The sequence below is a fragment of the Tepidiphilus sp. HLB4 genome (genome assembly GCF_054823945.1).
Window position 1 is genome coordinate 1 of the sequence record NZ_JSYB01000037.1, and the last position, 21,777, is coordinate 21,777.

Below are 21,777 nucleotides of genomic sequence, written 5' to 3' on the forward strand. Positions count from 1 at the left end.
GGTGGGCGAGACGGCGCGCCAGGTCTATGGCGAGGCGCAGGCGATGCTGGACGTGCTGGTGCGCGAAGGGTGGCTCACAGCACGCGCGGTGTGGGGGCTCTTCCCGGCGGCGAGCCTGGGCGACGACATCGAGATCTACACCGACGAATCGCGCCATGCGCTCGCCATGGTGTGGAACGGTCTGCGCCAGCAGCACGAGCGCCCGCCGGGGCAGCCGAACCTGTGCTTGGCCGATTTTCTTGCGCCGAAGGAGACGGGGGTGTCGGACTGGATCGGGGCGTTTGCCGTGACCGCGGGGCATGGCATCGAGGAGAAATTGGCCGAGTACGAGGCGGCGCACGACGACTACCACGCCATTCTTTTGAAGGCGCTCGCCGACCGACTGGCGGAAGCCTGCGCCGAGTGGCTGCACGAGCGGGTGCGGCGGGAAGACTGGGGCTACGCGCCCGAGGAGCGGCTTTCGCCCGAAGAGCTGGTGGCCGAGCGCTACCGCGGCATCCGTCCGGCGCCGGGTTATCCGGCCTGCCCCGACCACACGGTGAAGGGCGACTTGTTCGCGCTGCTCGATGCGCCCGCGCGCGCCGGCATGACGCTCACCGAGCACTACGCCATGCGTCCGGCCGCGAGCGTGGCCGGGTTCTACTTCAGCCACCCCGAGTCGCGCTACTTCGCCATTCCCAGGATCGGGGAGGATCAACTCGCCGACTGGGCGCGGCGGCGCGGCATGGCGCTCGAGGAGGCGCGGCGCTGGCTCGCGCCCATTTTGTAGAGGTCAGCCGCGGTACGGTAGGGTGAGCGCGAGCGTCTGCAGGCGAGCGATGAGTTCGCGCTGCAGGGCGGTGACTTCCTCGCGCAATTCGAGGGATGGGACGCCGGCGTTCGCCGCAGTGACCAGTTTTTGCGCCGCACGGTGCATCGTTTCGTGCGTGTGCACGATGGCGGGGAATTCGGCCTGGGTGCTCAGGATCTCCCGTCCCTCGCCATCGAGCCAATGACCGAAGTCGCAGCGGTGCGGATCGAGCTCGGGGGGTGGAGCGGCGGCAGGGTCGCGCAGATGGTATTCGAGTCGGGCGAACCAGTGGCGGTGGCATAGCTCGAAGCGCGCCATCTGCCGGCACAGGGGGTTGGCCAAGGTATCGCGCCAGCGCGCCCATTGCGGTGGTTGCTGCCAGCGCAGCGCCCAGTTGGTGAAGTCGGCTTGCGGCATGGGGTGGGCGATGCCATAGCCTTGGGCGACGTCGGCGCCCAGGCGCAGCAGGTATTCGCCGTGCTCCACCGTTTCCACCCCTTCGGCGACACAGTGCAGGTCGAAGGTGCGGGCGAGTTCGAGTACGGCCTCGACGATGCGGTAGTCGTCGGTTTCGTCGAGCAGGTGAATGACGAAGGTCTGGTCGATCTTGATTGCGTGCGCCGGCACGCGCTTGAGGTAGGCGAGCGAAGAGTAGCCGCTGCCGAAATCGTCGATCGACAGACGCACGCCCAGCGCCCGGCACTGCGTCATCAACTGTTCGATGCCTAGGCCGGCGTCGAGCGCGCTCGATTCGACGATCTCCAGCTCCAGCCGCTGCGGCGCGGCATCGGGGTAGCGCGCGAGCCGCTCTTCGAGCTGACGGGGGAAAGTCGGGTCGAGCAGTTGGCGCGGCGCGACGTTGACCGAGACGAGCCAGTCGCGTCCTTGGCGCGTCCAGTCGGTGAGCTGCGCCAGCGCCCGTTCGAGCACCCAGTTGCCGAGCCGCACGATCGCCTCGTCGTTCTCGATTGCCGGGATGAAGGCTCCGGGGGCAAGCAATCCTCGCGTGGGATGCCGCCAGCGCACCAGGGCTTCCGCGCCTTCGATGCGTCCGCTCGCCAGCTCCACGCGCGGCTGCAGGTAGAGCCGCAATTCTTCCCGTTCGATGCCCTCGATCACCGCCTGGCTCAGGGAGCGACGCGCCTGCTGCTCGCGGTCGAGCTGGGCGTCGAACCGGCAATAGCGGTTCTTGCCACTTTGCTTTGCCTGATAGAGGGCGAGATCGGCGTGGCGCAGCAGCACTTCGGGGTCGGCGTCGTCTTCGGGGTAGATGGTGACGCCGATGCTGGTGGTGAGCTGCAGCAGTTCGTCGCCGTACTTGATCGGCATGCGAGTGACGGAGAGCATGCGCTCCACGATCGGTTTCCAGTCCGAGGGCGAGGTGAGGTCGGTGATCACGGCGACGAACTCGTCGCCGCCGATGCGCGCGAGCGTGTCGGTCTCCCGCAGCGCCCCTTGCAGGCGCCGGGCAGTGAGGCGCAGCACGTCGTCGCCGACGTCGTGGCCGCAGCGGTCGTTGATCGGTTTGAAACCGTCCAGGTCGAGGTAGGCTACCGCTACTGCGGTGCCGTGGCGCCGGGCGGCGGCGAGCGCCTGCGCCAGGCGGTCGTTGAGGAGCACCCGGTTGGGCAGCCCCGTGAGTTCGTCGTGGTAGGCCAGGCGTTCGAGCATCTGCTGCTGCGCCTTGAGCGTGGTGATGTCCTGCATCGCCGCGACGTAGCGGATCGGTCGGCGCTGTTCATCGTACACGGTGGAAATGGTAAGCAGCGTCAGCAGCGGCTGGCCGGATTTGGTTTGATTCCACACTTCGCCGTGCCAACTTCCGCTGGCGCGCAGCGTGGCCCACATCGCGTCGTAGAAGGCCTGGTCGTGCCGGTGCGATCGCCACGGTGCGATGCGCGCGCCGATCACTTCCTCGCGCGAAAAACCGGTCATGCGCAGCAGGGCGTCGTTGACTTCCAGGATCATGAGATCGGTATCGGTGACCACCACGCCCTCGGCGAGGGCGTGGAAGACGCTGGCGGCGATGCGCTGGGATTCTTCCAGCTGCACGGCGTCGGTGACGTCGCGCACCAGCCCGGCGATGCGCCGGATGCGGGCGCTTTCCGCGTCGCTGTCGACGGCGCGGGCCCAAGTTTCGAGCCAGCGCCAGCCGCCGTCGGCGTGGCGGATGCGGTAGCGCAGGTCCACGTTGGGACGTGTGCGGTTGAGGTGTTCGACGACTGCCTGATGCACCCGTTCTCGATCCTCGGGATGGATCATCGCCACCCATTGCTCGAGCGGCACGTCGATCGGGCGCTCTCCCGGCAGACCTATGAGGCGCTGGAACCGGGGGCAGAACGTGGCGACGCGCCGCTCCACGTCCCACAGGATGCGGCCGAGCCCCGCTCCTTCGAGGGCGAGTTCGAGTTCTTCGGCGAGCTGCCGCGTCCGATGCTGGGCGCGTCTTAGCCGCAGATGGGCTGTCCCGAGCAGCGCGAGCAGCAGCCCCAGGCCGATGACAGCCCAGCCGAGCACTTCGCGGCGCGCTGCCTCGGTGCGCTGTAGCGCCTCCGTGCGCTCGGCGACGAGCTCCTCGAGCCGGTTCTGGTAGCGCTCCAGTTCGGTCTGCAGGAGACTTGCTCGCGTCTCGGGCAGGACCAGCGAGAGTAGGTAGGTGCGTCCGTCGATCTGCACCGGACTTGAGTAGACTTCGGTGGCGACGATCTGCCCCGAGGCGAGGCGGTGAGGAAAAACGAAGAAATTGCGCCGCTGACGGCGCGCTTCGTCCATCTCGCGCTGCACTTCATCGGGCGAGAGTTGGTTGATTTCACGAATCGTCATGCCGCCGAGCAGCCGCTCGACGGGATAGCCGTAGAAGGCGATCGCAGCCTCGTTCGCATCGAGGATGCGTCCGCCGTCCGGTGCGATGAGGAGCGCCGGTACGGTGTGTTGCCGCAGAGGGTCTGGCAGCTGCTGCGCCCAGACCGGGCGCAGCGCGAAGAGCATCGCCGGCAGGATCACGTATCGGACGAGGCAGCGGCGCAGCCGCGAGCACATCGCGTCCCGGGATGGCCTCAGGCGGCGGCTGGTCATCGTCCCCTCTCTCCCCATGCTTTTTTCCATTATAGGCGAGGGAGAACCGGGGTCGGCGTGCCCGAGTACCCTTGTACCAAAGATGTGGAGAGGGAGGTTACTCGCCGGTTGCGGTCTGTTTCGTCTCCTGGGAAGCCGCAGCGTTTGCGGCGGCCACGATCGGTTCGCCCTCGAATTCGCGGCTGCCGCCGAGCGCCTTGTAGAGTTGGGCCGCGGCCGAGAGCAGCTGCCGGCGGGTGGAGATCACCGCCTGCGAAGCCTGGTAAGCGTCGCGCTGCGCATCGAGCACTTCGAGGAAACTCGTGATGCCCTCGCGGTAGCGCGCCTCGGTGAGCGCGAGCCGCTGCTGCTGGGTGCGCTCGAGGGTGAGTTGCGCTTCGAGCTGACGGGCGATGCGCTCTCTGGCCGAGAGCAGGTCGGCTACCTCGCGGAAGGCCTGCTGGATGGTGCTCTCGTACTGCGCCACGGCGATGTTCTTGCGCACCACCGCGAGATCCAGGTTCGCCTGCGTGCGGCCGGCGTCGAAGATCGGCTGGGTGAGCATGGGCTGGAAGGTCCAGGCAGCGCTGCCTGCGTCGAAAAGCCCGCTGAAGGCGGCGCTGGCGGTGCCGAGCATGCCGGTGAGCGTGATGCGGGGGAAGAAGGCGGCGCGCGCTGCGCCGATGTTGGCGTTGGCGGCGATGAGCTGGCGCTCGGCGGCGCGCACGTCCGGGCGGCGCAGGAGCACTTCGGAGGGGACGTTGACGGCGAAATTGCCGATCAGGTCCTGCTCGCGCAGGCTGTGTCCTTGGGGCCAGTCGCTGCGGTCGGTACCGATCACCAGGCGTAGGTAGTTTTCGGCGGCCACGCGCTGCTGGTCGAGCTGCTCGACGGCCACACGCGCGGTCTCGTAGGAACCGCGTGCCTGCAGATAGTCGAGTTCGGAAGCGATGCCGACGTTGCGCCGCTCGCCGACCAGATTGAGCATGTCGGCACGTGTGCGCAGGGTCTCCTTGGCGAGCATGAGGCTCTCTTCGGCCTCCTTGAGGGAGAGGTAGGCGCTGGCTACGTCCGAGATCAGTGAGAGGCGGAAGGCGCGCTGCGCTTCGTCGGTGGCGAGGTACTGCTGGCGGGCGGCTTCGGTGAGGCTCGCCACCCGTCCCCAGAAGTCGAGCTCGAAGGAGAGGAGATTCGCACCGACGTCGTATTGGTGCTGCACCCTGGACTGACCCGTGGAGGAGAGGTCGTGCGGCACCCGCTGGGCGGCCTCGGAGGCGCTCGCCTCGATGTTGGGGAAGCGGTCGGCGCGCTGGATGCGGTAGAGCGCGCGCGCCTCTTCGACGCGGGCTACCGCCACGCGCAGGTCGCGGTTATTTTCGAGTGCGGCGGCGATGAGCGCCTGCATGCGCGGGTCGGGGAAGTATTCCTGCCAGGGCATGTCGGCGATGTCGCGTTCGCCTCGGGGGTCGACCGAGGCCGGCCACTGGTCGCTCACGGGGGGTTCGGGCCGGAAATAGTCGGGCATCATCGAGCAGCCGCCGGCGGCGAGCAGCAGCGCGAGCGCCAGAGGGGTGGAACGAAGCTTACGCATGTTGGGACTCCTGGGCGGCGTTCTCGCCCTTGGGCGGGAAGAGGCGGCGCACTACCACGAAAAAGACGGGGACGAGGAAGACGGCGAGCACGGTGGCGGCGAGCATGCCGCCAATCACGCCGGTCCCAATCGCGTGCCGGCTCTGGGCGCCGGCGCCGGTGGAAATGGCCAGCGGCAGCACCCCGACGATGAAGGCGATCGAGGTCATCAGGATAGGGCGGAAGCGCATGCGGGCGGCCTCCAGCGTGGCCTCCATCAGGTTCTTGCCGCTTTCGTGCAGTTCGCGGGCGAACTCGATGATGAGGATGGCGTTCTTCGCGGAGAGCCCGATGATGGCGACCAGGCCGACCTTGAAGTACACGTCGTTGGGCAGCCCGCGCCAGGTGACGGCCAGCAGCGAACCGAACACGCCGAGTGGCACCACCAGCATCACCGAGAACGGGATCGACCAGCTCTCGTAGAGCGCCGCCAGGCACAGGAAGACGACGATGAGCGAGATGGCGAAGAGCATCGGCGCCTGCGACCCGGAGAGGTTCTCCTCGAAGGAAGTGCCGGACCACTCGTAGCCGATGCCGGTGGGCAGCTGGGTGGCGATCGCGGACATCGCTTGCATTGCCTCGCCGCTCGATATGCCCGGAGCGGGTGAGCCGGTGAGTTTGAGCGAGGGGACGCCGTTGTAGCGATCGAGCCGCGGCGGACCGATCGTCCAGCGCGTCTTGACGAGCTCGGAGAGCTTGACCATCTTGCCGCCATCGTTGCGCACCGACACCTGCAGCATTTCCTCTGGGCTCATGCGTACCGGGGCGTCGGCCTGCAGCTGGACACGCAGGATGCGGCCCTGGCGCTCGAAGTCGTTGATATAGGCCACGCCGAACATCGCCTGCAGCGTCTGGTTGAGCACGGCGGACGATACGCCCAGCGTCTCGGCCTTGTCGCGGTCGATGTCGAGCATCAGTTGCGGCCCAGGGGGCATCCCTTCCAAGCGCACGTTGGTCAGACGAGGTTCCTGTGTTGCGAGCTGTAACGCCTGATCTTTGGCAGTGTTGAGCGCTTGGCGACCGAGTCCGGCGCGATCCTGCAGCCGGAAGTCGAATCCGCCGATCGCCGCCATCTCGGGAATGGCCGGCGGGTTGATCGAAAAGATGATCGCTTCCTTGAGCGGGAAGAAATGCCGGTTGGCCTTCTGGATCAGCGCCTGCGCCGACGATTCCGCGGCTTTGCGTTCGCTCCAGTCCTTGAGCCGCACGAAGATCAGACCGGCGTTTTGTCCGCGTCCGAGGAAGGAGAAACCGACGATGCCGATGGTGTTCTGCACTTCCGGTTGCGAGAGGAAGTACTGCTCGGCTTGCGAGACGATTTCCTGCGTGCGCTGCTGTGTGGCGCCGGAAGGCAGCTGCACCATGGTAATGAAATAGCCCTGGTCTTCTTCCGGCAGGAAGCTGCTCGGCAAGCGGGTGAACAGCCAGCCGGTGCACATAAGGATGATCGCATAGAGGATCATCAATCTCCAGGGGCGGGTGATGGCGTGGCGCACTGTGGCGACGTACCCCCGGGTCGTGGCGAGGAAACCCTGGTTGAACCAGCCGAAGAAGCCTTTTTCGCCATGACCCTCTTTGTGGGGTTTGAGCAGGGTGGCGCATAGCGCCGGGGTGAGGGTGAGCGCCATCAGCGCAGAGAAGAGCATGGAGAGCACAAGCGTGACCGAGAACTGGCGGTAGATCACGCCCACCGATCCCGGGAAGAAGGCCATGGGAATGAAGACCGAGGTGAGCACCAGCGTGATGCCGATGATGGCGCCCACGATCTGCGACATCGCCTTGTGCGCTGCCTCGCGTGGCGGGAGCTTGTCCTCGGCCATCACGCGCTCGACGTTTTCCACCACCACGATGGCGTCGTCGACCACGATGCCGATCGCCAGCACCATGGCGAAGAGCGTGAGCACGTTGATCGAGTAACCCAGCACCCACAGACCGACAGCGGCGCCCAGCAGCGACACCGGCACGACGATGGTGGGGATGATGGTGGCGCGCAGGTTGCCGAGGAAGAGGTACATCACGATGAAGACGAGGATCACCGCTTCGAACAGCGTCTTCACCACCTCGCGGATCGAGATCTCGATGAAGGGCGTGGTGTCGTAGGGGACGATCCAGTCGATGCCCGGCGGAAAATATTGGGCGAGATCCTCGAGTTGGGCGCGCACGCGCTGCGCCGTCTCCAGGGCGTTGTAGCCTGGCGCGAGCTTGATGCCGATGGCGGCGTTGGGCTGACCGTTGAGCCGCGCGAAGACTTCATAGCTCTGGGCGCCGAGTTCGACCCGGGCCACGTCCTTCACCCGCACGATGGAGCCGTCCGGCTTGGCACGCACGATGATTTCGCCGAATTCCTCGGGCGTTTTCAGGCGCCCGCGCGTGACCACCGTGGCGGCGAACTCCATCCCGGGTACCGACGGGGGCGCATTGACCTCGCCCACCGCCAGCAGCACGTTCTGCGCAGCCACCGCGTTGATGACGTCGCCGGGCGTTACCTGGTAGCTGTCGAGTTTTTCGGGGGCAACCCAGATGCGCATAGAATATTCGGCGCCGAAGAGCTCGGCATCGCCTACGCCGGGAACTCGCCGCAGCGGATCGAGGATGGTGGTGGAGGCGAAACTGGCGAGGTCGACGTTGTCGAGCGAATTGTCCGGCGAGAAGAGCGAGACGAACATCAGGTAGTTGCGCCGCATCTTCTTGACGGTGACGCCGAGCCGGCGCACTTCGTCGGGCAGGCGCGCTTCGACGCGTTTTATGCGGTTTTGCGCCTCGACCGAGGAGATGTCGAGGTTGGTGCCAGGCCAGAAGGTGAGGTTTATGGTCGCTCGCCCCAGTTCGGACTGGGAATCCATGTAGATGAGGTTCTCGATGCCGTTGAGCTCTTGCTCGATGAGGGCGACGACGGTCTGTTCGATCACCTCGGCCGATGCGCCGGGGTAGTTCGCGGAGATCGCCAGCGCGGGCGCGGCGACTTCGGGATACTGCGCAATCGGCAAGGAACGCAGCGCCAGGGCGCCGGCGAGGATGATGACGATGGCGATGACCCAAGAGAAGACTGGCCGGTCGATGAAGAAATTGACGGACATGGCTCAGACCCTCACTTGGCGCCGACCGCGGTGGGCGCGTCTTTGGGCTGCCAGGGCACAGGCTTGACCGGCGCGCCGGCGCGGACCTTGAGCAGCCCTTCGACGACCACCTTCTCGCCTTCCTGCAGGCCGTCGAGCACCACCCAGTCGGTGCCGCTCATGCCGCCGACCTTGATCGCGCGGGGCGCGACCGTGTTGTTGGCGTCGACCACCATGACGAAGTGCCCCTGCGGGTTGATCTGCACGGCGCGCTGGGGCACGGTGATCACCTTGTCCATCTGCATCTGCGGCAGGCGCACGCGCACAAACATGCCCGGCAGCAGCACGTGCTCGGGGTTCTTCGCCAGGGCGCGCATGAGCACGGCACCGGTGGCGGGGTCGACCGAGACGTCCTCGAAAAGGAGCTTGGCGGGGATGGGATAGGTCTTGCCGTTGTCGAGCACGATCTCCACGTTGCTGCGGTCGGCCTCTTTCCACTGGCCGGAGCGCAGCGCCTCGCGCAGCGCGAGCAGCTCGGAGCTGGGCTGGGTGAAATTGACGTAGATTGGGTCGATCTGCTCGATGGTGGCCAGATGCGTCGGCTCGCCTTTGCCCACCAGCGCTCCTTCGGTGACGAGCGAGCGGCCGATGCGCCCGGCGATGGGGGCAGGCACCCGGGTGTTTTCCAGATCGAGCGCGGCCTGGGCAAGCCGCGCTTCGGCCTGCTTCCAGGCGGCCTCGGCCGAGTCGAATTCCTGCTGGCTGATGGCGTTGATCTTCACCAGCGGGCGGTAGCGCTCCACCAGGAGCTTGGCCGTGGCAACGTCGGCTTTGGCGGCTTCATAGGCGCGTTGGTAGGTACGCGGCTCGATGCGGTAGAGCAGCTGCCCTTCCTTTACGTCGCTGCCTTCTTCGAAAAAGCGCTTTTCCAGGATGCCTTCGACGCGGGCGCGCACCTGAGCCGTGCGGTAGGCTTCGAGCCGGCCGGGGAGTTCGCGGCGCAGCACGGCGCTGCCGTAGCGGGCTTCGATCACCGCGACTTCGGGTGGAGGAGGGGCGGCCTGATTCTTGGCCGCGTCGGCGTCGTCGCGGTTGCAGGCGGCGGTCAACAGGACGAGGGCGGCGGCCAAGGCGAGCCGCAGAGGGGTGTTTGATTTCATGGGGTCGTGCTCCTGGGGGGCGACGGTGAATCGGTCGATTTTATCGGTTCTTCGGCGCGATAGGCGTGCAAAAAGAGAGAAACGATGCGGTCGGCCGTTTCCGGCTGCATGTCGTCGGGGCGCTGCGCTTCGTAGAGTCGCCGCGTGCGCTCGGCGCTGGTGAGCATCCCCACCAGCAATTCGGCCGCGAAGAGCGGGTCGTCATGGCGCAGCTGCCCTGCCTTCATCGCGCGCGCCAGAAGCGCGGCCAGATGCCGGATGGTCTCGCCCAAGCCGGCTTCGTAGATGGTGCGTGCCAGATCGGGAAAACGCGGCGCCTCGGCCACCAGCAAGCGATGCAGGGCGATGCACGGTTCGGCGAGTATCCGCTCGCGCAGCGCACAGGCGAAACGGCGCAGCGTGTCGGCAAGCGTCTCGGCTTCGTGCGGCGCCAGCGTGACGAGGATGCCCTCGCCCATCATTTCGGCGGCACGGGCGAAGAGTTTGTCCTTGCTCGGAAAGTAATGGTAAACCGTCTGCTTGGCCACGCCGGCGCGCCGGGCGATCTCGTCGAGCGAGGCGCGGTAGCCACGCTCGGCAAACACGTCTGCTGCCGCTTCGAGGATTTTTCGTCGGGTGTCGTCGCTCACGTGCTCGGGTTTGGGTTAGACTAGGCCGTCTAGTCTAATCCGATTCGGCGCCTCGGGCAAGCGAGGCGAGCGATCGGCGGCTATAGTGAAACAAAACGATAGGGGAAGACGATGCGAGTGACGTGGCGCTGGGCGGCGGCAGCGGTGTTCCTGTGGGCGGCGCTGGCCGGGCAGGGGGCCAGGGCACAGGAATATACGGGGTGCACCGACGCCAAGGGGCAGGCCGTGGCGGTACTCGAAGATCCCAAGGCCCGAAGGGTCTTCGAGACGCGCCTCGTCGGGGGTGTGCCGGTGATCGTGCACAATCCGCAGCTGCTGCCCGATCTGTGGCCCGCCGCTCGGCTCTTTCTCTTCGCCCACGAATGCGCCCGCATCCAGGCGGGTTATCTGCCTCCTGCGCCTCGAACGGTGGCGCAGGATCGTTCGCTCGATTGCCAGGCGGTGGAATGGCTGGTCCGCAACGGCCGGGTGCGGGCCGACGACATCGGTCTCATCGAGAAGGCGCTCAACGGCCTGCGCCGCAGCGACTGGCGCTACGTGGCCGAGGAGCCGCGCCGGGTGGAAGTGGCCGCCTGCTACCGGCGCATCGTCGAGTCGCTCGCCAGGGACGTGGAGGGGGTCAAGCGTGACTGGAGCCGCTGCGTGGAGGTGTGTGGCGAGCAGATGGGGGATTGCCGCGCTGCCGGCGGCCGGGTAGGGGAGACCACGGTGGATTGCATGCAGGTCTATCTCATCTGCGTGGATATCTGCAACCGGCGCTATCCTTGAATGGCTCCGCCGAGCCGGCGGACGAACGCTTCTGCCGGCTCGGGGCGGGCGAGGTGCCAGCCCTGCAGCAGGAGCTCGGGCCAGGCGGCAAGCGTCCGTTCCTGGGCTTCGTCTTCCACGCCTTCGGCGACCACCCGGCAGGAAAAGGCGGCGGCAGCCTCCACCATGGCATTGATGAGATGCCGCGCGCGGGCCTCGCCCGGGGCGCGCTGCACGAACGAGGGGTCGATCTTGATCTCGGTCACGGGCAGGCGGTCGAGGTAGTGCAGGCCGCAGAAACCCGTGCCGAAGTCGTCGAGCGACCAGCGAATGCCGGTGGCGGCCACGCGGCGCATGACGCGCTCGGCTTCTTCGAGATGATCGAGGGCGCTGCTCTCGGTGATCTCGAACACGAGCCTGTCTGCGGGATGACCGCTTTGCTGCAGGAGCTCGAGCACGCGTGCGGCGAAATGGGGATCGCGCAGGCCGAAGGGGGAGATGTTGACCGAGAGCGTCCCGTCCCAGCCGGTGGTGCGCCGCCAGCCCATGGCCTCGGTGAGCGCCGTGCCCACGATCCAGGAGCCGAGGGTGAAGATGAGCTCGCTTCGTTCGGCCACGGAGACGCATTCGAGCGGGGGGATGCGACCCAGGGTGGCGTGGCTGAAGCGCAGCAGCGCTTCGGCCCCGCACAGGCGATGTTGAAGGTCGAACTGGCCTTGGTAGTGGAGTTCGAGGACGTGCGATCCTTGGCCGGCGAGCGCCTCGCGCAGTCCTTCTTCGATGGCGCTGCGGCGCGCCAGCAGATCGGCGCTGAGGCTTTCGTAGACGCGTACGGCTGCGGGCTGGCGGCTGATGCGGGCCTGCTGCAAGGCCAGGGCCGCCGCGGCGAGGATCTCCTCGGCGTCCGCGAAATCGTCGGGGAAGACGGCGATGCCGGCAGCCGCGGTGAGCCGTTCTATGGGGTGACGCTCGGCAAAACGCACCCGGACTTCCTGCTCGAGGAGATGGGAGAGGGTGCGGGCGAGTTGCCAACCGAAGTTTCCGGCTTCGGTCGCGTCGGGCTGGGCGTCGGTGAGCACGGCGAATTCGTCGGCCTCGAGCCGGGCGAGCGTGTCGCAGGCGGTGAGCGTGTACTTCAACGTGCGGCCGATCTCCTTGAGGAGTTCATCTCCGGTGTGCGTGCCGTAGCGTTCGTTGACTTCGCTGAAACCGTCGAGGTCGAAAAGCACGAGGGCGAAGTTTTGTCCGGCGTTCTTGCCTTGCTCGAGCCGTAGGGCGATGCGCTCGAGCAGCAGGGAGCGATTGGCCAGGCCCGTGAGGGGGTCGTGGGTGAGCAGGTGCGAGAGGCGTTCGGTGATGCGACGCTGTTCGGTGAGGTCGAACTTGACGGCGATGTAGTGGGTGATCTGCCTTGCTTCGTCGAAGACCGGGGCGATGGTGGCGAATTCGGCGTATTCGCTGCCATCCTTGCGCCGGTTGATGAATTCGCCGCTCCAGCGGCGGCCGTTCTTCAGGTGGGTCCACAGGTCGAGGTAGGTTTCGCGCGGGGTCTTGCCGGATTGGAGGATGCGCGGATTCTTGCCCAGCACTTCGTCGGGGCGGTAGCCGGTGACTTCGGTGAAGGCGCGATTGACGTAGAGGATGGCGGGCTGGGTGTCGGTGATGACGAGCTGGGCTGGGCTGGCGTCGATGGCGACGTCGAGCTGGCGCAGGCGTTCCTGCTGGCGCGCGAGTGCAGCCATGGTCTGCGCGATCGCCTCGCCCAGGGCGCGAACTTCGGGGATGGCGCCGCCGAGCTCGGGCGGACGGTAGCCCCCGGGTGAGGCGACCGCTCGCAGGGCGCGGGTGAGGGTTTCGAGAGGGCGGGCGCCGCGATAGTGGATATAGAGCCCGAGGAGCAGCATCACGACTACCGGCAGGGCGGCGTGCCAGGCCAGAGCGCGGCGGTGCTCGGCGAGGCGCTGCGCGAGGAGCGTGTGGAAATCGTAGGAGAGGATCAGCCAGCCGAGCGGCGTTCCCGGGGCCGTGTCCGCGGTTTCGGGCAGCATCCAAGGGACTGCCAGGAGCATCGCATCGCCTTGGATCTGCCAGCGCAAGGCATCCAGCGCAGGCGGCGGAAGCGGCAGGGAAAGGCTTGGCAGGACGTCGGGCAGGCTCAGCCCTTCCCAGTCCCGGCGATGGGCGGCGAGGATGCGACCCTGTCCATCGGTGAGCAGGGTGGCACGGTGCCCGGGGGATGTGGCCTGGAATTCGATGTCGGCGCGCACTTCGTCGGGGCGCTCGCTCCAGCGGCGTTCGGCGGCGCGCACGAGGGTGGCGGCGATCCCCAGCAGATGCTCTTGCGCGTCGGCCAGCGTGCGTTCGCGGGCGTTGCGCCAGGCGAGCCAGCTCTCGGCCGCGAGCACGATCAGAATCAGCCCGAGAAAGAGGGCGGCGAGGCGCAGGGCGAGGGAGAGGCGAAAAGGGGGCTGCATCGGCGTCGTTCCTGCATCACGGCGAGGGGTGGGGGAGGAAACGGGCCGAGGCCGGAACCGGCGGAGCTGCCGCATGGAGCAGCCCGGCGCGCTGCAGCAGCCCCGCGATCGTGGCGACGGAGTCGGCGAGCATGCGTTCGAGCCAGTCTCGCTGCTGCGTGAGCGGCGGGAAGACGAGGCCGACGAAGGGGGTGAAGGCCTCTTCGGGCGCCAGGCCGAAGCGCTGGGTGAGGCGGTAGCGCGCGTCGATCGCGTTGTCGCGCATCCACTCGAGGCCGAGGAAGTGGGCCCGTACGAGGCGTTCGATCGCTTTCCCGTGCGTGTGCAGAACGGCGCTGCGCACGGCCAGGACGTCGAGCACGACCGGCGGCAGGGCGGAGGAATCGAAGCATGAGACGGCCCCCAGGCGGCGCAGGCGCTCGACGTAGGGCTGGTAGGTCACGGCGAGGTCGAATTCGTGCCGCGCCCAGGGTTCCAGCTGGCGCGGCGGCGAATAGGGAATACGCTGCAGGTGCCGGGGATCGAGCCCGAGGTGCTCGCACCAGGCTTGCAACAGGACCCGGCCGGGGCCGAGGCGCTCCACGGCCACGCGGGCGCCGCGCCAGCCAGAGGCATCGCGGCAGGGGCCGCGTGCCATGACGTGGTCGGCGCCGGCCGAGACGTCGAGAATGCACACGACCGTCAGATCCAGACCCTGCGCCCGGCCGAGGAGGACTTCGTCGAGCGTGAGCATGGCCGCTTCCACCCGCCCGAGGCGCAGGAGCTGCAGCTGCGCTTCGGCGTCCGCCACTTCGACGAGCTGCAGGCCGGCCGCTTCGCCGGGGGCAGCGTCGACATAGAGGCGCAGCGGCTCGTAGCCCGCCCAGAGATGGTAGGAGACGCGCAGGGGCGGTTCGGGCGTACAGCCGCCGATCCCAGCGGCGGCGAGTGCCCCCGCACCGAGGGTGCCGAGCCAGCGGCGACGGGCGCGGTCGAAGGGCAGTTTCACGAGCAGACCCCGGCTTCCAGCCGCTTGTTTCCCGTGGGAGGCAAGGCGACCTGGTTGCGGCCTTCACGCTTGGCGCGGTACATGGCTTCGTCGACCCGGCTGAGGCTCTCGTCGAGCGGGGCGTCCGGCTCGAGGGGCGCGACCCCGATCGATACCGTTCCGCTCAAGATCTTGCCGGATTCGTCGAGCGGTATTTGCGTTTGTGCCCACGCCTGGCGCACGCGTTCGGCCACCTTGACGGCGGTGTCGAGCGAGGTATCCGGCAGGATGGCGATGAATTCCTCGCCGCCATAGCGAGCGATGAAGTCGGTGGGGCGCAGGTTGTGGCGCAGCACGCGGGCGAAGGCTTGCAGCATGCGGTCGCCCACGGCGTGCCCGTAGGTGTCGTTGACCTTCTTGAAGTGGTCCAGGTCGAACATGAGGAGCGCCGCCGGCCGCTTGTGGCGCTGCGCCGCCGATTGGGCTTCCTGTAGGCGCTGTTCGAGGTGGCCGCGGTTGGCCAGGCCCGTGAGCGGATCGTAGGCCGCGAGGCGGCGCAGTTCTTCGAGCAGACGCATTTCCTCGGTGATGTCGTGGAAGGCGACGACGGCGCCCATCACGCGGTCGTGCTCGACGCGGGGGCTGGCGGAGACGTGCACCGGCACCGGCAGGCCGTCGCGCCGCCAGAAGACGTCGTCCTGGCGCACCTTCTGCCCCGCCTCGAGCGCGCGGTGCAAGGGGCAGTGCTCGGCCGGATAGGGCTGCCCATCCGGCCGCCGCGCGTGAAAGAGCTCGTGCGGATCCTTACCCAAGACTTCTTCCGGCCGGAAACCGAGCACTTCGGAGGCGGCGCGGTTGAAGAAGATGCAGCGGCCCTGTGCGTCGGTGCCGTAGATGGCTTCATCCACGGTCTCGAGGATGGTCTGGGTCTCGGCGAGCGCCGAGGCGAGGCGGGCACGCTGGTGCTCGAGCTGGCGCCGGGTGTGCCACAGGCGCAGCGTGAGCAAGGCGAGCAGAACGGCCGAGAGGGCAAGCAGCACGAGCGGCAGGGCGTACTGGTGCAGCACGTCGCGCAATTCCACCTCCACGTGTTCGAACGGCGGCACGCGAAGCCGCTGGGCGAGGCGTTCCACGCCGGCGTAGTCGGCCGGGACGGTGAATCCGCCGATGCCTGCGGCGGTGAAGCGGGGGTCGGGGATGGCATCTAGCCGGTCGGTGAGCTCGTAGAGGGCGAGCGCGACCTTGCGGGCGACCTCGGGCGAGACGTGGGGCAGGACGACGAATGCCCATTCGGGATAGAGCGCGGTGGTGATCTTGTAGGGAAAACCTGGCGGATGCCATTCGCCGAGCACCATGAGGCGAGCTTCGTCCTCGGGCGAGAGCCGCCCCTCGCGCTCGAGCGCTTCGAGAAGGCCCGTGCGCACGAATCCGGCCTCGCCCTTGCCTTCGAGCAGGGCTTGGACGACAGCGTCGTGATTTCCTTGGGGCAGGAGCGTGACGTCTTGGGGCACGCGCACGCCCTGCTCGAGCAGCCACGCGGCCTGGGCTAGATAGCCCCCGAGCCCTTTGCCTCCTGCAATGAGGACGCGTTTGCCTTTGAGATCCTCAGGGCGCCGAACGGGACCGTCGCGGCGCACCAGGATCACTCCGCCCATGGCCGATGTCTTGACGCCGTGCTCGACCGTGATGAGCGTGGCAATGGGGCCGGAGAAGGCGTGGCGGTGCTTTTCCTGGATGTAATGGACGGGGTTGGTGAAGAGGAAATCGATGCGGCGGGCGGCGATCTCGCGATCGGGCGCCTCGGGCGTGAGGACTTCGAGGGTGACCGGTTCGGCGAGCGCTTGCGAGAGTTCGTCGGCAAGCGGCTGCCATTGGCGCTGGAGGGTCTCGGTGGGACGGTGGCCGAAGACGCCCAGGTGGTACTCCGCGCGTGCCGCGGCGACGAGGGCAAGCGAGAGGACGAGCAAGGTGAGCAGCTGCCGCGCCGTCCGCGTCGGGCCGCTGGCGCTGCCTCGGGGCCGGCCATGCCGCGGCGCGGCGCGGGCGGCACGGCGAAAGATCAGGGGAAGAAAACACATGCGAATGAGCCGCTCGCCTGGGCGCGGGATGCACCGTCACCCTCATTATAGGGGAAGCATAGGGCGGATGGCGTCAACGGAGGAAGGGGGCGCGCATCTGCGCCCAGGCGCGCTCCTCGGGCACGATCATCGCATCGAGATCGGCCGGCGTGGCCGCCTCGTCCTCGACCCACTGTCGCAGGCGCAGGCCGCCGTCGATGAGATCGATCGCCAGGCGTTCGTATTCGTACTCGTAGGGGTTGGCATGCCATAGCGGCCGATCCGGTTCGATCCGGCGCAGCGCCTTGAGCGCGAGCGCGACCAGCCGCCAGGGGCGGAAACGGCGGGGATCGTAGTGCGCCGGGTCTTCCACGTGGATCATGATCCCGCCGCAGCGCTTTCCCGCGTGCTTGTGGAAAGTCGGCTCGAAGAAAAAGGGGCGCAGGCGGCAGCCTTCCAGCCAGTGCGGGGCGAGCGTTTCCATTTCTGCGAGCAGCCGCCAGGGATCGATCCAGGGGGCGCCAAACCCTTCCAAGGGACGGGTGGTGCCGCGCCCTTCGGAGAGCGTGGTGCCCTCGATGAGCACGGTACCGGGATAGCAGCGCGCCATCCAGGGGGTGGGGGCGTTGGGGCTGGGGTTGATCCAGGTGCGCTCGCCCAGCGGCCAGCCGTAGCCGGGGGCGGCGTCCGGGTCCCAGCCTTCGAGCGATACCACGCGATAGTCGAGGTCGAGCCCTAGGGTGGCGATGAACCAGCGCCCGGCCTCGCCCAACGTCAGGCCGTGGCGCATGGGAAGGCTCCCGGCGCCGACGAAGCTCTCCCAGCCCGGCTGCAGCAGCCCCCCCTCGACGCCGCGCCCGAGCGGATTGGGCCGATCGAGCACCCACACGCTCTTGCCGTGCGCGGCGGCTGCTTCCAGTACGTAGCGCAGGGTGGTGAGATAGGTGTAGACGCGGCAGCCGAGATCCTGCAAATCGACCAGTAGCACGTCGAAGGTGTCCATCATCGCCGGGGTGGGGCGGCGCACCGCGCCGTAGAGGCTGAAGACGGGAATGCCCAGGCGCGCGTCGAACTCGTCGGGCGACTCGACCATGTTGTCCTGCTTGTCGCCGCGCGCGCCGTGCTGCGGGCCAAACAGCGCGGTGAGCCGCACCTCCGGCAGCGCCGCGAGTGCGTCGGCCGCGTGCATCAGCTCGCGCGTGACGGAAGCCGGGTGCGCCAGGAGTGCCACGCGCCGACCGGCGAGAGGGCGGCGCAGTTCGGGTTCTGCGAGGAGGCGGTCGAGACCGAAGCGGATCATGGTGGACGTTCCTGCTGCTAAAATGAACGATTTTCCCAGAAAAGACGGACATGGGCGACGCATTGGCAGAACGACTGGCGCAGGAGGTGGCACGGCGGCGTACCTTCGGTATCATCGCGCACCCGGACGCGGGCAAGACCACCCTCACCGAGAAGCTGCTCCTCTTTGGCGGAGCGATTCAACTGGCCGGTACCGTGAAGGCGCGCAAGTCGGCGCGGCACGCCACCTCCGACTGGATGGAAGTGGAGAAACAGCGCGGCATCTCGGTGACTTCCTCCGTGATGCAGTTCGAGTACGACGGGCATGTGATCAACCTGCTCGACACCCCCGGTCACCAGGATTTCTCCGAGGATACCTACCGCGTGCTCACCGCGGTCGACTGCGCCGTGATGGTGATCGACGCGGCCAAGGGGGTGGAGGCGCAGACGATCAAGCTGCTGGAAGTGTGCCGCCTGCGTGACACGCCCATCATCACCTTCATCAACAAGATGGACCGCGAGGTACGCGAGCCCTTCGAGCTGCTCGACGAGATCGAGTCGGTGCTCAAAATCGACTGTGCCCCCATCACCTGGCCCATCGGCAGCGGCAAGGCTTTTCGCGGGGTGTATCACCTGCTGCACGACCGTACGCTCGTGTTTCGCCCGGGCGAGGAGAAGCGCGTCGAGGCCGAGGTGATCGCAGGGCTCGCCAATCCCGAGCTCGATGCGCGCTTTCCCGCCGAAGTGGGGGCGATGCGCGAGGCGGTGGCGCTCGCGCGCGAGGCGCTCTCACCCTTCGCCCTGGGCGAATTCCTTGCCGGGCGACAGACGCCGGTTTTCTTCGGCTCGGCGATCAACAATTTCGGGGTGCAGGAGATCCTGCAGGCGCTCATCGACTGGGCCCCGCCGCCGCAGCCGCGCGACGCCGGCGTGCGTCTGGTCCTGCCCAGCGAGGAGAAATTCTCCGGCTTCGTGTTCAAGATCCAGGCGAACATGGATCCGAAGCACCGCGACCGCATCGCCTTCTTCCGCGTCTGCTCCGGTCGCTACAGCAACGGCATGAAAGCCTGGCACGTGCGCGCCGGGCGCGAGATGCGCCTTGCCAACGCCATCACCTTCATGGCCAACGAGCGCGCGATCCAGGAAGAGGCTTTCGCCGGAGACATCATCGGCATCCACAACCACGGTCAGCTGCAGATCGGCGACACCCTCACCGAGGGCGAGAAGCTCGGCTTCACCGGCATCCCCTACTTCGCGCCGGAGCTCTTCCGCATGGCGCGGCTGCGCGATCCGCTCAAAGCCAAGCAGCTGCACAAGGGCTTGAAGGAACTGGGCGAGGAAGGGGCGATCCAGGTGTTCGAGCTCGAGGGCGGTCAGCTCCTGCTCGGGGCGGTCGGGGTGCTGCAGTTCGAGATCGTGGCCGAGCGGCTGCGCAGCGAATACGGCGTGGAGGCGATCTTCGAGCCGGCGGAGATCCACACCGCCCGCTGGCTGGTCTATCCGGACGAGGCCACGCGCGCGCGCTTCGAGCGCGAGCAGGCCCTGCGCCTTGCGCGCGACATCGACGGCAATCCGGTGTATCTGGCCTCCTCGCGCTACAACCTGGAGGTGACGATGGAGAAGTACCCGACGGTGCAGTTTCGCGCCACACGCGAGCACCGCCAGGTCTTCGGCTGAAGCGCCGCCCCGCATGGGTGCAGGGCGGCGCCGGCCATCACTTCATGCGTTCGATTTCGGCAAAGCCGCTGCCGCCTACTTTGTAGAGGACGTAGTCGCCCGGCACGTCGCCGTGCGCGTCGAATTCCTGATCCCCCGCGGCGCCTTTGTAATCGATGTCCTTGCCTTCGGCGATCAGTTTCTTCGCCTTGGCCCATTCGCCCGGCAGGATGGGTTCGCCCGGGGCGGTGGCGACTTCACGCAGCGCCTGGGGCAGTTTCGCCTTGTCGCCGCCGGCCTTCTCGATCGCCAGCGCCATGAGGAAGGCGGCGTCGTAGCTCGTGGCGGCGAAGGTTCCGTTGGGGTCGCCGCCGGCGGCCTTGAAGTCTTTGCTGAACTTCTCGAACCCGGTGCCCGTTGCCCCGGCCGGAGCCGAGACGAGAAGGGTCTTGAGATTGTCCGGGCCCAGGGTCTTGACCATGCCCTCGTCGCGCATGCCGTCGGCGCCGACGAAATTCTTGAAAAACCCGTTCTCGATCGCCTGGCGCAGGATGGTGAGCCCGGAGGAGTTGCCGTAGGCGAAGACCACCAGCGTGTCGGCTCCGCCCTTGGCGAGTTCGGCCAGATCCGAGCGGTACGAGGCTTTCTTGTCTTCATGCGCCCGGCTGGCGGTGACGGTGCCGCCCTGTTTCTTGAATTCGTCGGTGAAGGCTTCGGCCAGCCCCAGGCCGTAGTCGTTGTTGAGATAGGTGATGGCCACCTTGTCGATGCCGCGGGCCTTGATCGTGCGCGCGAGCGCCCGGCCTTGGTAGTCGTCGGACGGCACGGTGCGGAAGACGAGATCTTTGTCATCCAGCGTGCTGATCTTGGGCGAGGTTCCCGAGGAGGTGATGAGGAGCACGCCGGCCGGCACGCTCACGGAATTGGCCACCGCGATCACCGGCCCGGAGCAGGAGGGGCCGACGATGCCGATCACACCGTTGACGTTCACCGCCTTGGTGGCGGCGTCGGTGGCGAGCTGCGGGTTGCAGCCGGAATCGTAGACTTGAGGGTCGAGCTTGCCGCCGTTGCCGATACCGCCCTGGGCGTTGACCTGCTCGGCGGCGAACTTCATCGACTGCACCATCGTCGGCGCCATGCCGGCGATCGGCCCGGTGATGGCCACGAGATAAGCCACCTTGACGTTCTGCGCCATGGCCGGGGCGCTTGCGATCGCCCCGCCGAGGGCAAGGACGCTGAGCGAGGCGAGGATTTTCTTCTTCATGGTCGGTCTCCTTCGGGTGAGGTTTCGAGGGGGTAGTCGTTGGAGTTTAGCGCGGGGAAGGAGGAAGGGAAGCGGTGCGCTGCCCGCTTTCTTCCGGCAACAATCCTTCGGGGCGGAAACGCAGGATGAGCTGCAGCATCAGGCCGATGAGGAAGACTCGGATGTACTTGGCCTGGGTGGCGACCTCGGCGGGGAGCTGGTCGGTGATGAATTCCGACATGGACCAGATGAGCCAGACGATGATCGCCCCCAGAATGGCGCCGCGGTTGTTGCCCGAGCCGCCCAGGATCAGCATGATCCATACGAGGAAGGTGGCGATCATGGGGTCGATGGCCTCGGGCGTGATCGCGCGCATGAAGTGCACGTAGAGCGCTCCGGCCAGGCCCATCACCGCCGCGCCCAGCACGAAGGCTTCGAGGCGCCGCTTCTCGACGTTCTTACCCATGGCGGCGGCGGCCTGCTCGTTGTCGCGGATCGCCTTCATCATCCGCCCCCAAGGCGCGGCGAGCTGGCGCTCCAGGGCCCAATAAACGAGGAGCAGCACGGCGATCACCAGGGCGAAGTAGGCGAACTGCGACAGCGAGTAGTCGAAGCCGCCGAAGGGGCGGGGCACCCCGGTGATGCCGCGCGCCCCGCCGGAGAGCCCTTCCTCGGTGCGCAGCACCAGCCGGATCACCTCGGCCACGCCGATGGTGGCGATCGCCAGGTAATCGGAACGGAAACGCAGGCAGATGCGCCCGATCGGCCAGGCGATGAGGGCGGCACCGGCCATGGCGCCGAGCCAGCCGACGAGCACGGGGAGTTCCCAGCCCATGATGCGCTCGGGCGAGGGCGGGGCGGTGAGGAGCGCCGAGAGGTAGGCGCCCACGGCGAAGAAGCCGGCGATGCCGGCGTTGAAGAGCCCCGTGACGCCCCACTGGATGTTCAGCCCCAGGGCGAGCACCCCGTAGATGCCGATCATGGCGCCCATGAAGGTGGCGTAATTGATGAGGCCGATCGAGGCCATGGCGTTGCTC

General features: G+C 67.4%; 14 protein-coding genes. 3 read left to right on the forward strand and 11 right to left on the reverse strand.

Translation table 11 applies throughout. The features are described 5' to 3' along the window. Nucleotides 1-769, forward strand: a 769-nt coding sequence (locus tag OA56_RS07115; protein WP_461584316.1) for a vitamin B12 dependent-methionine synthase activation domain-containing protein, incomplete at its 5' end; no start/stop codon positions are given. Nucleotides 770-772: 3 nt separating this feature from the next. Here the strand turns inward: OA56_RS07115 and OA56_RS07120 are convergent. The 5 genes from OA56_RS07120 to OA56_RS07140 form a co-directional block, all read right to left on the reverse strand. Beyond that, nucleotides 773-3,865 (reverse strand): EAL domain-containing protein, encoded by a 3,093-nt coding sequence (locus OA56_RS07120; RefSeq protein WP_461584318.1) that lies wholly within the window; start codon nucleotides 3,863-3,865, stop codon nucleotides 773-775. 97 nt (nucleotides 3,866-3,962) lie between these two features. Next, nucleotides 3,963-5,435 (reverse strand): efflux transporter outer membrane subunit, encoded by a 1,473-nt coding sequence (locus tag OA56_RS07125; RefSeq protein WP_461584320.1) that lies wholly within the window; start codon nucleotides 5,433-5,435, stop codon nucleotides 3,963-3,965. Then, nucleotides 5,428-8,550, reverse strand: coding sequence for an efflux RND transporter permease subunit (locus OA56_RS07130; protein WP_461584322.1), 3,123 nt, complete (start codon nucleotides 8,548-8,550; stop codon nucleotides 5,428-5,430). Before OA56_RS07130 ends, OA56_RS07125 begins: the two co-directional genes overlap by 8 nt. 11 nt (nucleotides 8,551-8,561) lie before the next feature. Continuing rightward, the gene (locus tag OA56_RS07135) at nucleotides 8,562-9,689 is read right to left on the reverse strand and encodes an efflux RND transporter periplasmic adaptor subunit (protein WP_461584324.1); all 1,128 of its coding nucleotides are present in this window, start codon (nucleotides 9,687-9,689) and stop codon (nucleotides 8,562-8,564) included. Beyond that, complete coding sequence (locus OA56_RS07140) at nucleotides 9,686-10,318, reverse strand: TetR/AcrR family transcriptional regulator (RefSeq protein WP_461584326.1); 633 nt, start codon at nucleotides 10,316-10,318, stop codon at nucleotides 9,686-9,688. Before OA56_RS07140 ends, OA56_RS07135 begins: the two co-directional genes overlap by 4 nt. Before the next feature lie 111 nt (nucleotides 10,319-10,429). On the opposite strand from OA56_RS07140, the gene OA56_RS07145 reads away from it, so the two are divergent. Beyond that, nucleotides 10,430-11,086, forward strand: coding sequence for a hypothetical protein (locus OA56_RS07145; RefSeq protein ID WP_461584328.1), 657 nt, complete (start codon nucleotides 10,430-10,432; stop codon nucleotides 11,084-11,086). On the opposite strand, the gene OA56_RS07150 is transcribed toward OA56_RS07145, so the two are convergent. The 4 genes from OA56_RS07150 to OA56_RS07165 all read right to left on the reverse strand — a co-directional run bounded on the left by OA56_RS07150 (nucleotide 11,077) and on the right by OA56_RS07165 (nucleotide 17,863). Then, the gene (locus tag OA56_RS07150) at nucleotides 11,077-13,539 is read right to left on the reverse strand and encodes a putative bifunctional diguanylate cyclase/phosphodiesterase (RefSeq protein ID WP_461584330.1); all 2,463 of its coding nucleotides are present in this window, start codon (nucleotides 13,537-13,539) and stop codon (nucleotides 11,077-11,079) included. The genes OA56_RS07145 and OA56_RS07150 overlap by 10 nt on opposite strands. A 16-nt stretch (nucleotides 13,540-13,555) precedes the next feature. Continuing rightward, entirely contained in the window at nucleotides 13,556-14,527 is a 972-nt protein-coding gene (locus OA56_RS07155; protein WP_461584332.1) for an ABC transporter substrate-binding protein, read from the reverse strand. Then, nucleotides 14,524-16,584: a diguanylate cyclase gene (locus tag OA56_RS07160; RefSeq protein WP_461584334.1), complete on the reverse strand. Its 2,061-nt coding sequence runs from the start codon at nucleotides 16,582-16,584 to the stop codon at nucleotides 14,524-14,526. Before OA56_RS07160 ends, OA56_RS07155 begins: the two co-directional genes overlap by 4 nt. A 73-nt stretch (nucleotides 16,585-16,657) precedes the next feature. Next, complete coding sequence (locus tag OA56_RS07165; RefSeq protein WP_461584336.1) at nucleotides 16,658-17,863, reverse strand: exo-beta-N-acetylmuramidase NamZ family protein; 1,206 nt, start codon at nucleotides 17,861-17,863, stop codon at nucleotides 16,658-16,660. 50 nt (nucleotides 17,864-17,913) lie between these two features. Here OA56_RS07165 and OA56_RS07170 point away from each other — a divergent pair, with 50 nt between their 5' ends. Further along, nucleotides 17,914-19,518 (forward strand): peptide chain release factor 3, encoded by a 1,605-nt coding sequence (locus OA56_RS07170; protein ID WP_461584338.1) that lies wholly within the window; start codon nucleotides 17,914-17,916, stop codon nucleotides 19,516-19,518. A gap of 37 nt (nucleotides 19,519-19,555) precedes the next feature. On the opposite strand, the gene OA56_RS07175 is transcribed toward OA56_RS07170, so the two are convergent. Then, complete coding sequence (locus tag OA56_RS07175) at nucleotides 19,556-20,761, reverse strand: ABC transporter substrate-binding protein (protein ID WP_461584340.1); 1,206 nt, start codon at nucleotides 20,759-20,761, stop codon at nucleotides 19,556-19,558. 46 nt (nucleotides 20,762-20,807) lie between these two features. After that, the gene (locus OA56_RS07180; protein WP_055422447.1) at nucleotides 20,808-21,767 is read right to left on the reverse strand and encodes a branched-chain amino acid ABC transporter permease; all 960 of its coding nucleotides are present in this window, start codon (nucleotides 21,765-21,767) and stop codon (nucleotides 20,808-20,810) included. Between the last annotated feature and the right edge of the window lie 10 nt (nucleotides 21,768-21,777).

What these genes read in the sequence shown, in the direction of transcription:
- OA56_RS07120 (WP_461584318.1), bottom strand. Translation starts at nt 3,865, where the DNA reads ATGACCAGCCGCCGCCTGAGGCCATCCCGGGACGCGATGTGCTCGCGG.
- OA56_RS07125 (WP_461584320.1), bottom strand. Translation starts at nt 5,435, where the DNA reads ATGCGTAAGCTTCGTTCCACCCCTCTGGCGCTCGCGCTGCTGCTCGCC.
- OA56_RS07130 (WP_461584322.1), bottom strand. Translation starts at nt 8,550, where the DNA reads ATGTCCGTCAATTTCTTCATCGACCGGCCAGTCTTCTCTTGGGTCATC.
- OA56_RS07135 (WP_461584324.1), bottom strand. Translation starts at nt 9,689, where the DNA reads ATGAAATCAAACACCCCTCTGCGGCTCGCCTTGGCCGCCGCCCTCGTC.
- OA56_RS07145 (WP_461584328.1), top strand. Translation starts at nt 10,430, where the DNA reads ATGCGAGTGACGTGGCGCTGGGCGGCGGCAGCGGTGTTCCTGTGGGCG.
- OA56_RS07150 (WP_461584330.1), bottom strand. Translation starts at nt 13,539, where the DNA reads ATGCAGCCCCCTTTTCGCCTCTCCCTCGCCCTGCGCCTCGCCGCCCTC.
- OA56_RS07160 (WP_461584334.1), bottom strand. Translation starts at nt 16,584, where the DNA reads ATGTGTTTTCTTCCCCTGATCTTTCGCCGTGCCGCCCGCGCCGCGCCG.
- OA56_RS07165 (WP_461584336.1), bottom strand. Translation starts at nt 17,863, where the DNA reads ATGATCCGCTTCGGTCTCGACCGCCTCCTCGCAGAACCCGAACTGCGC.
- OA56_RS07170 (WP_461584338.1), top strand. Translation starts at nt 17,914, where the DNA reads ATGGGCGACGCATTGGCAGAACGACTGGCGCAGGAGGTGGCACGGCGG.
- OA56_RS07175 (WP_461584340.1), bottom strand. Translation starts at nt 20,761, where the DNA reads ATGAAGAAGAAAATCCTCGCCTCGCTCAGCGTCCTTGCCCTCGGCGGG.
- OA56_RS07180 (WP_055422447.1), bottom strand. Translation starts at nt 21,767, where the DNA reads ATGGCCTCGATCGGCCTCATCAATTACGCCACCTTCATGGGCGCCATG.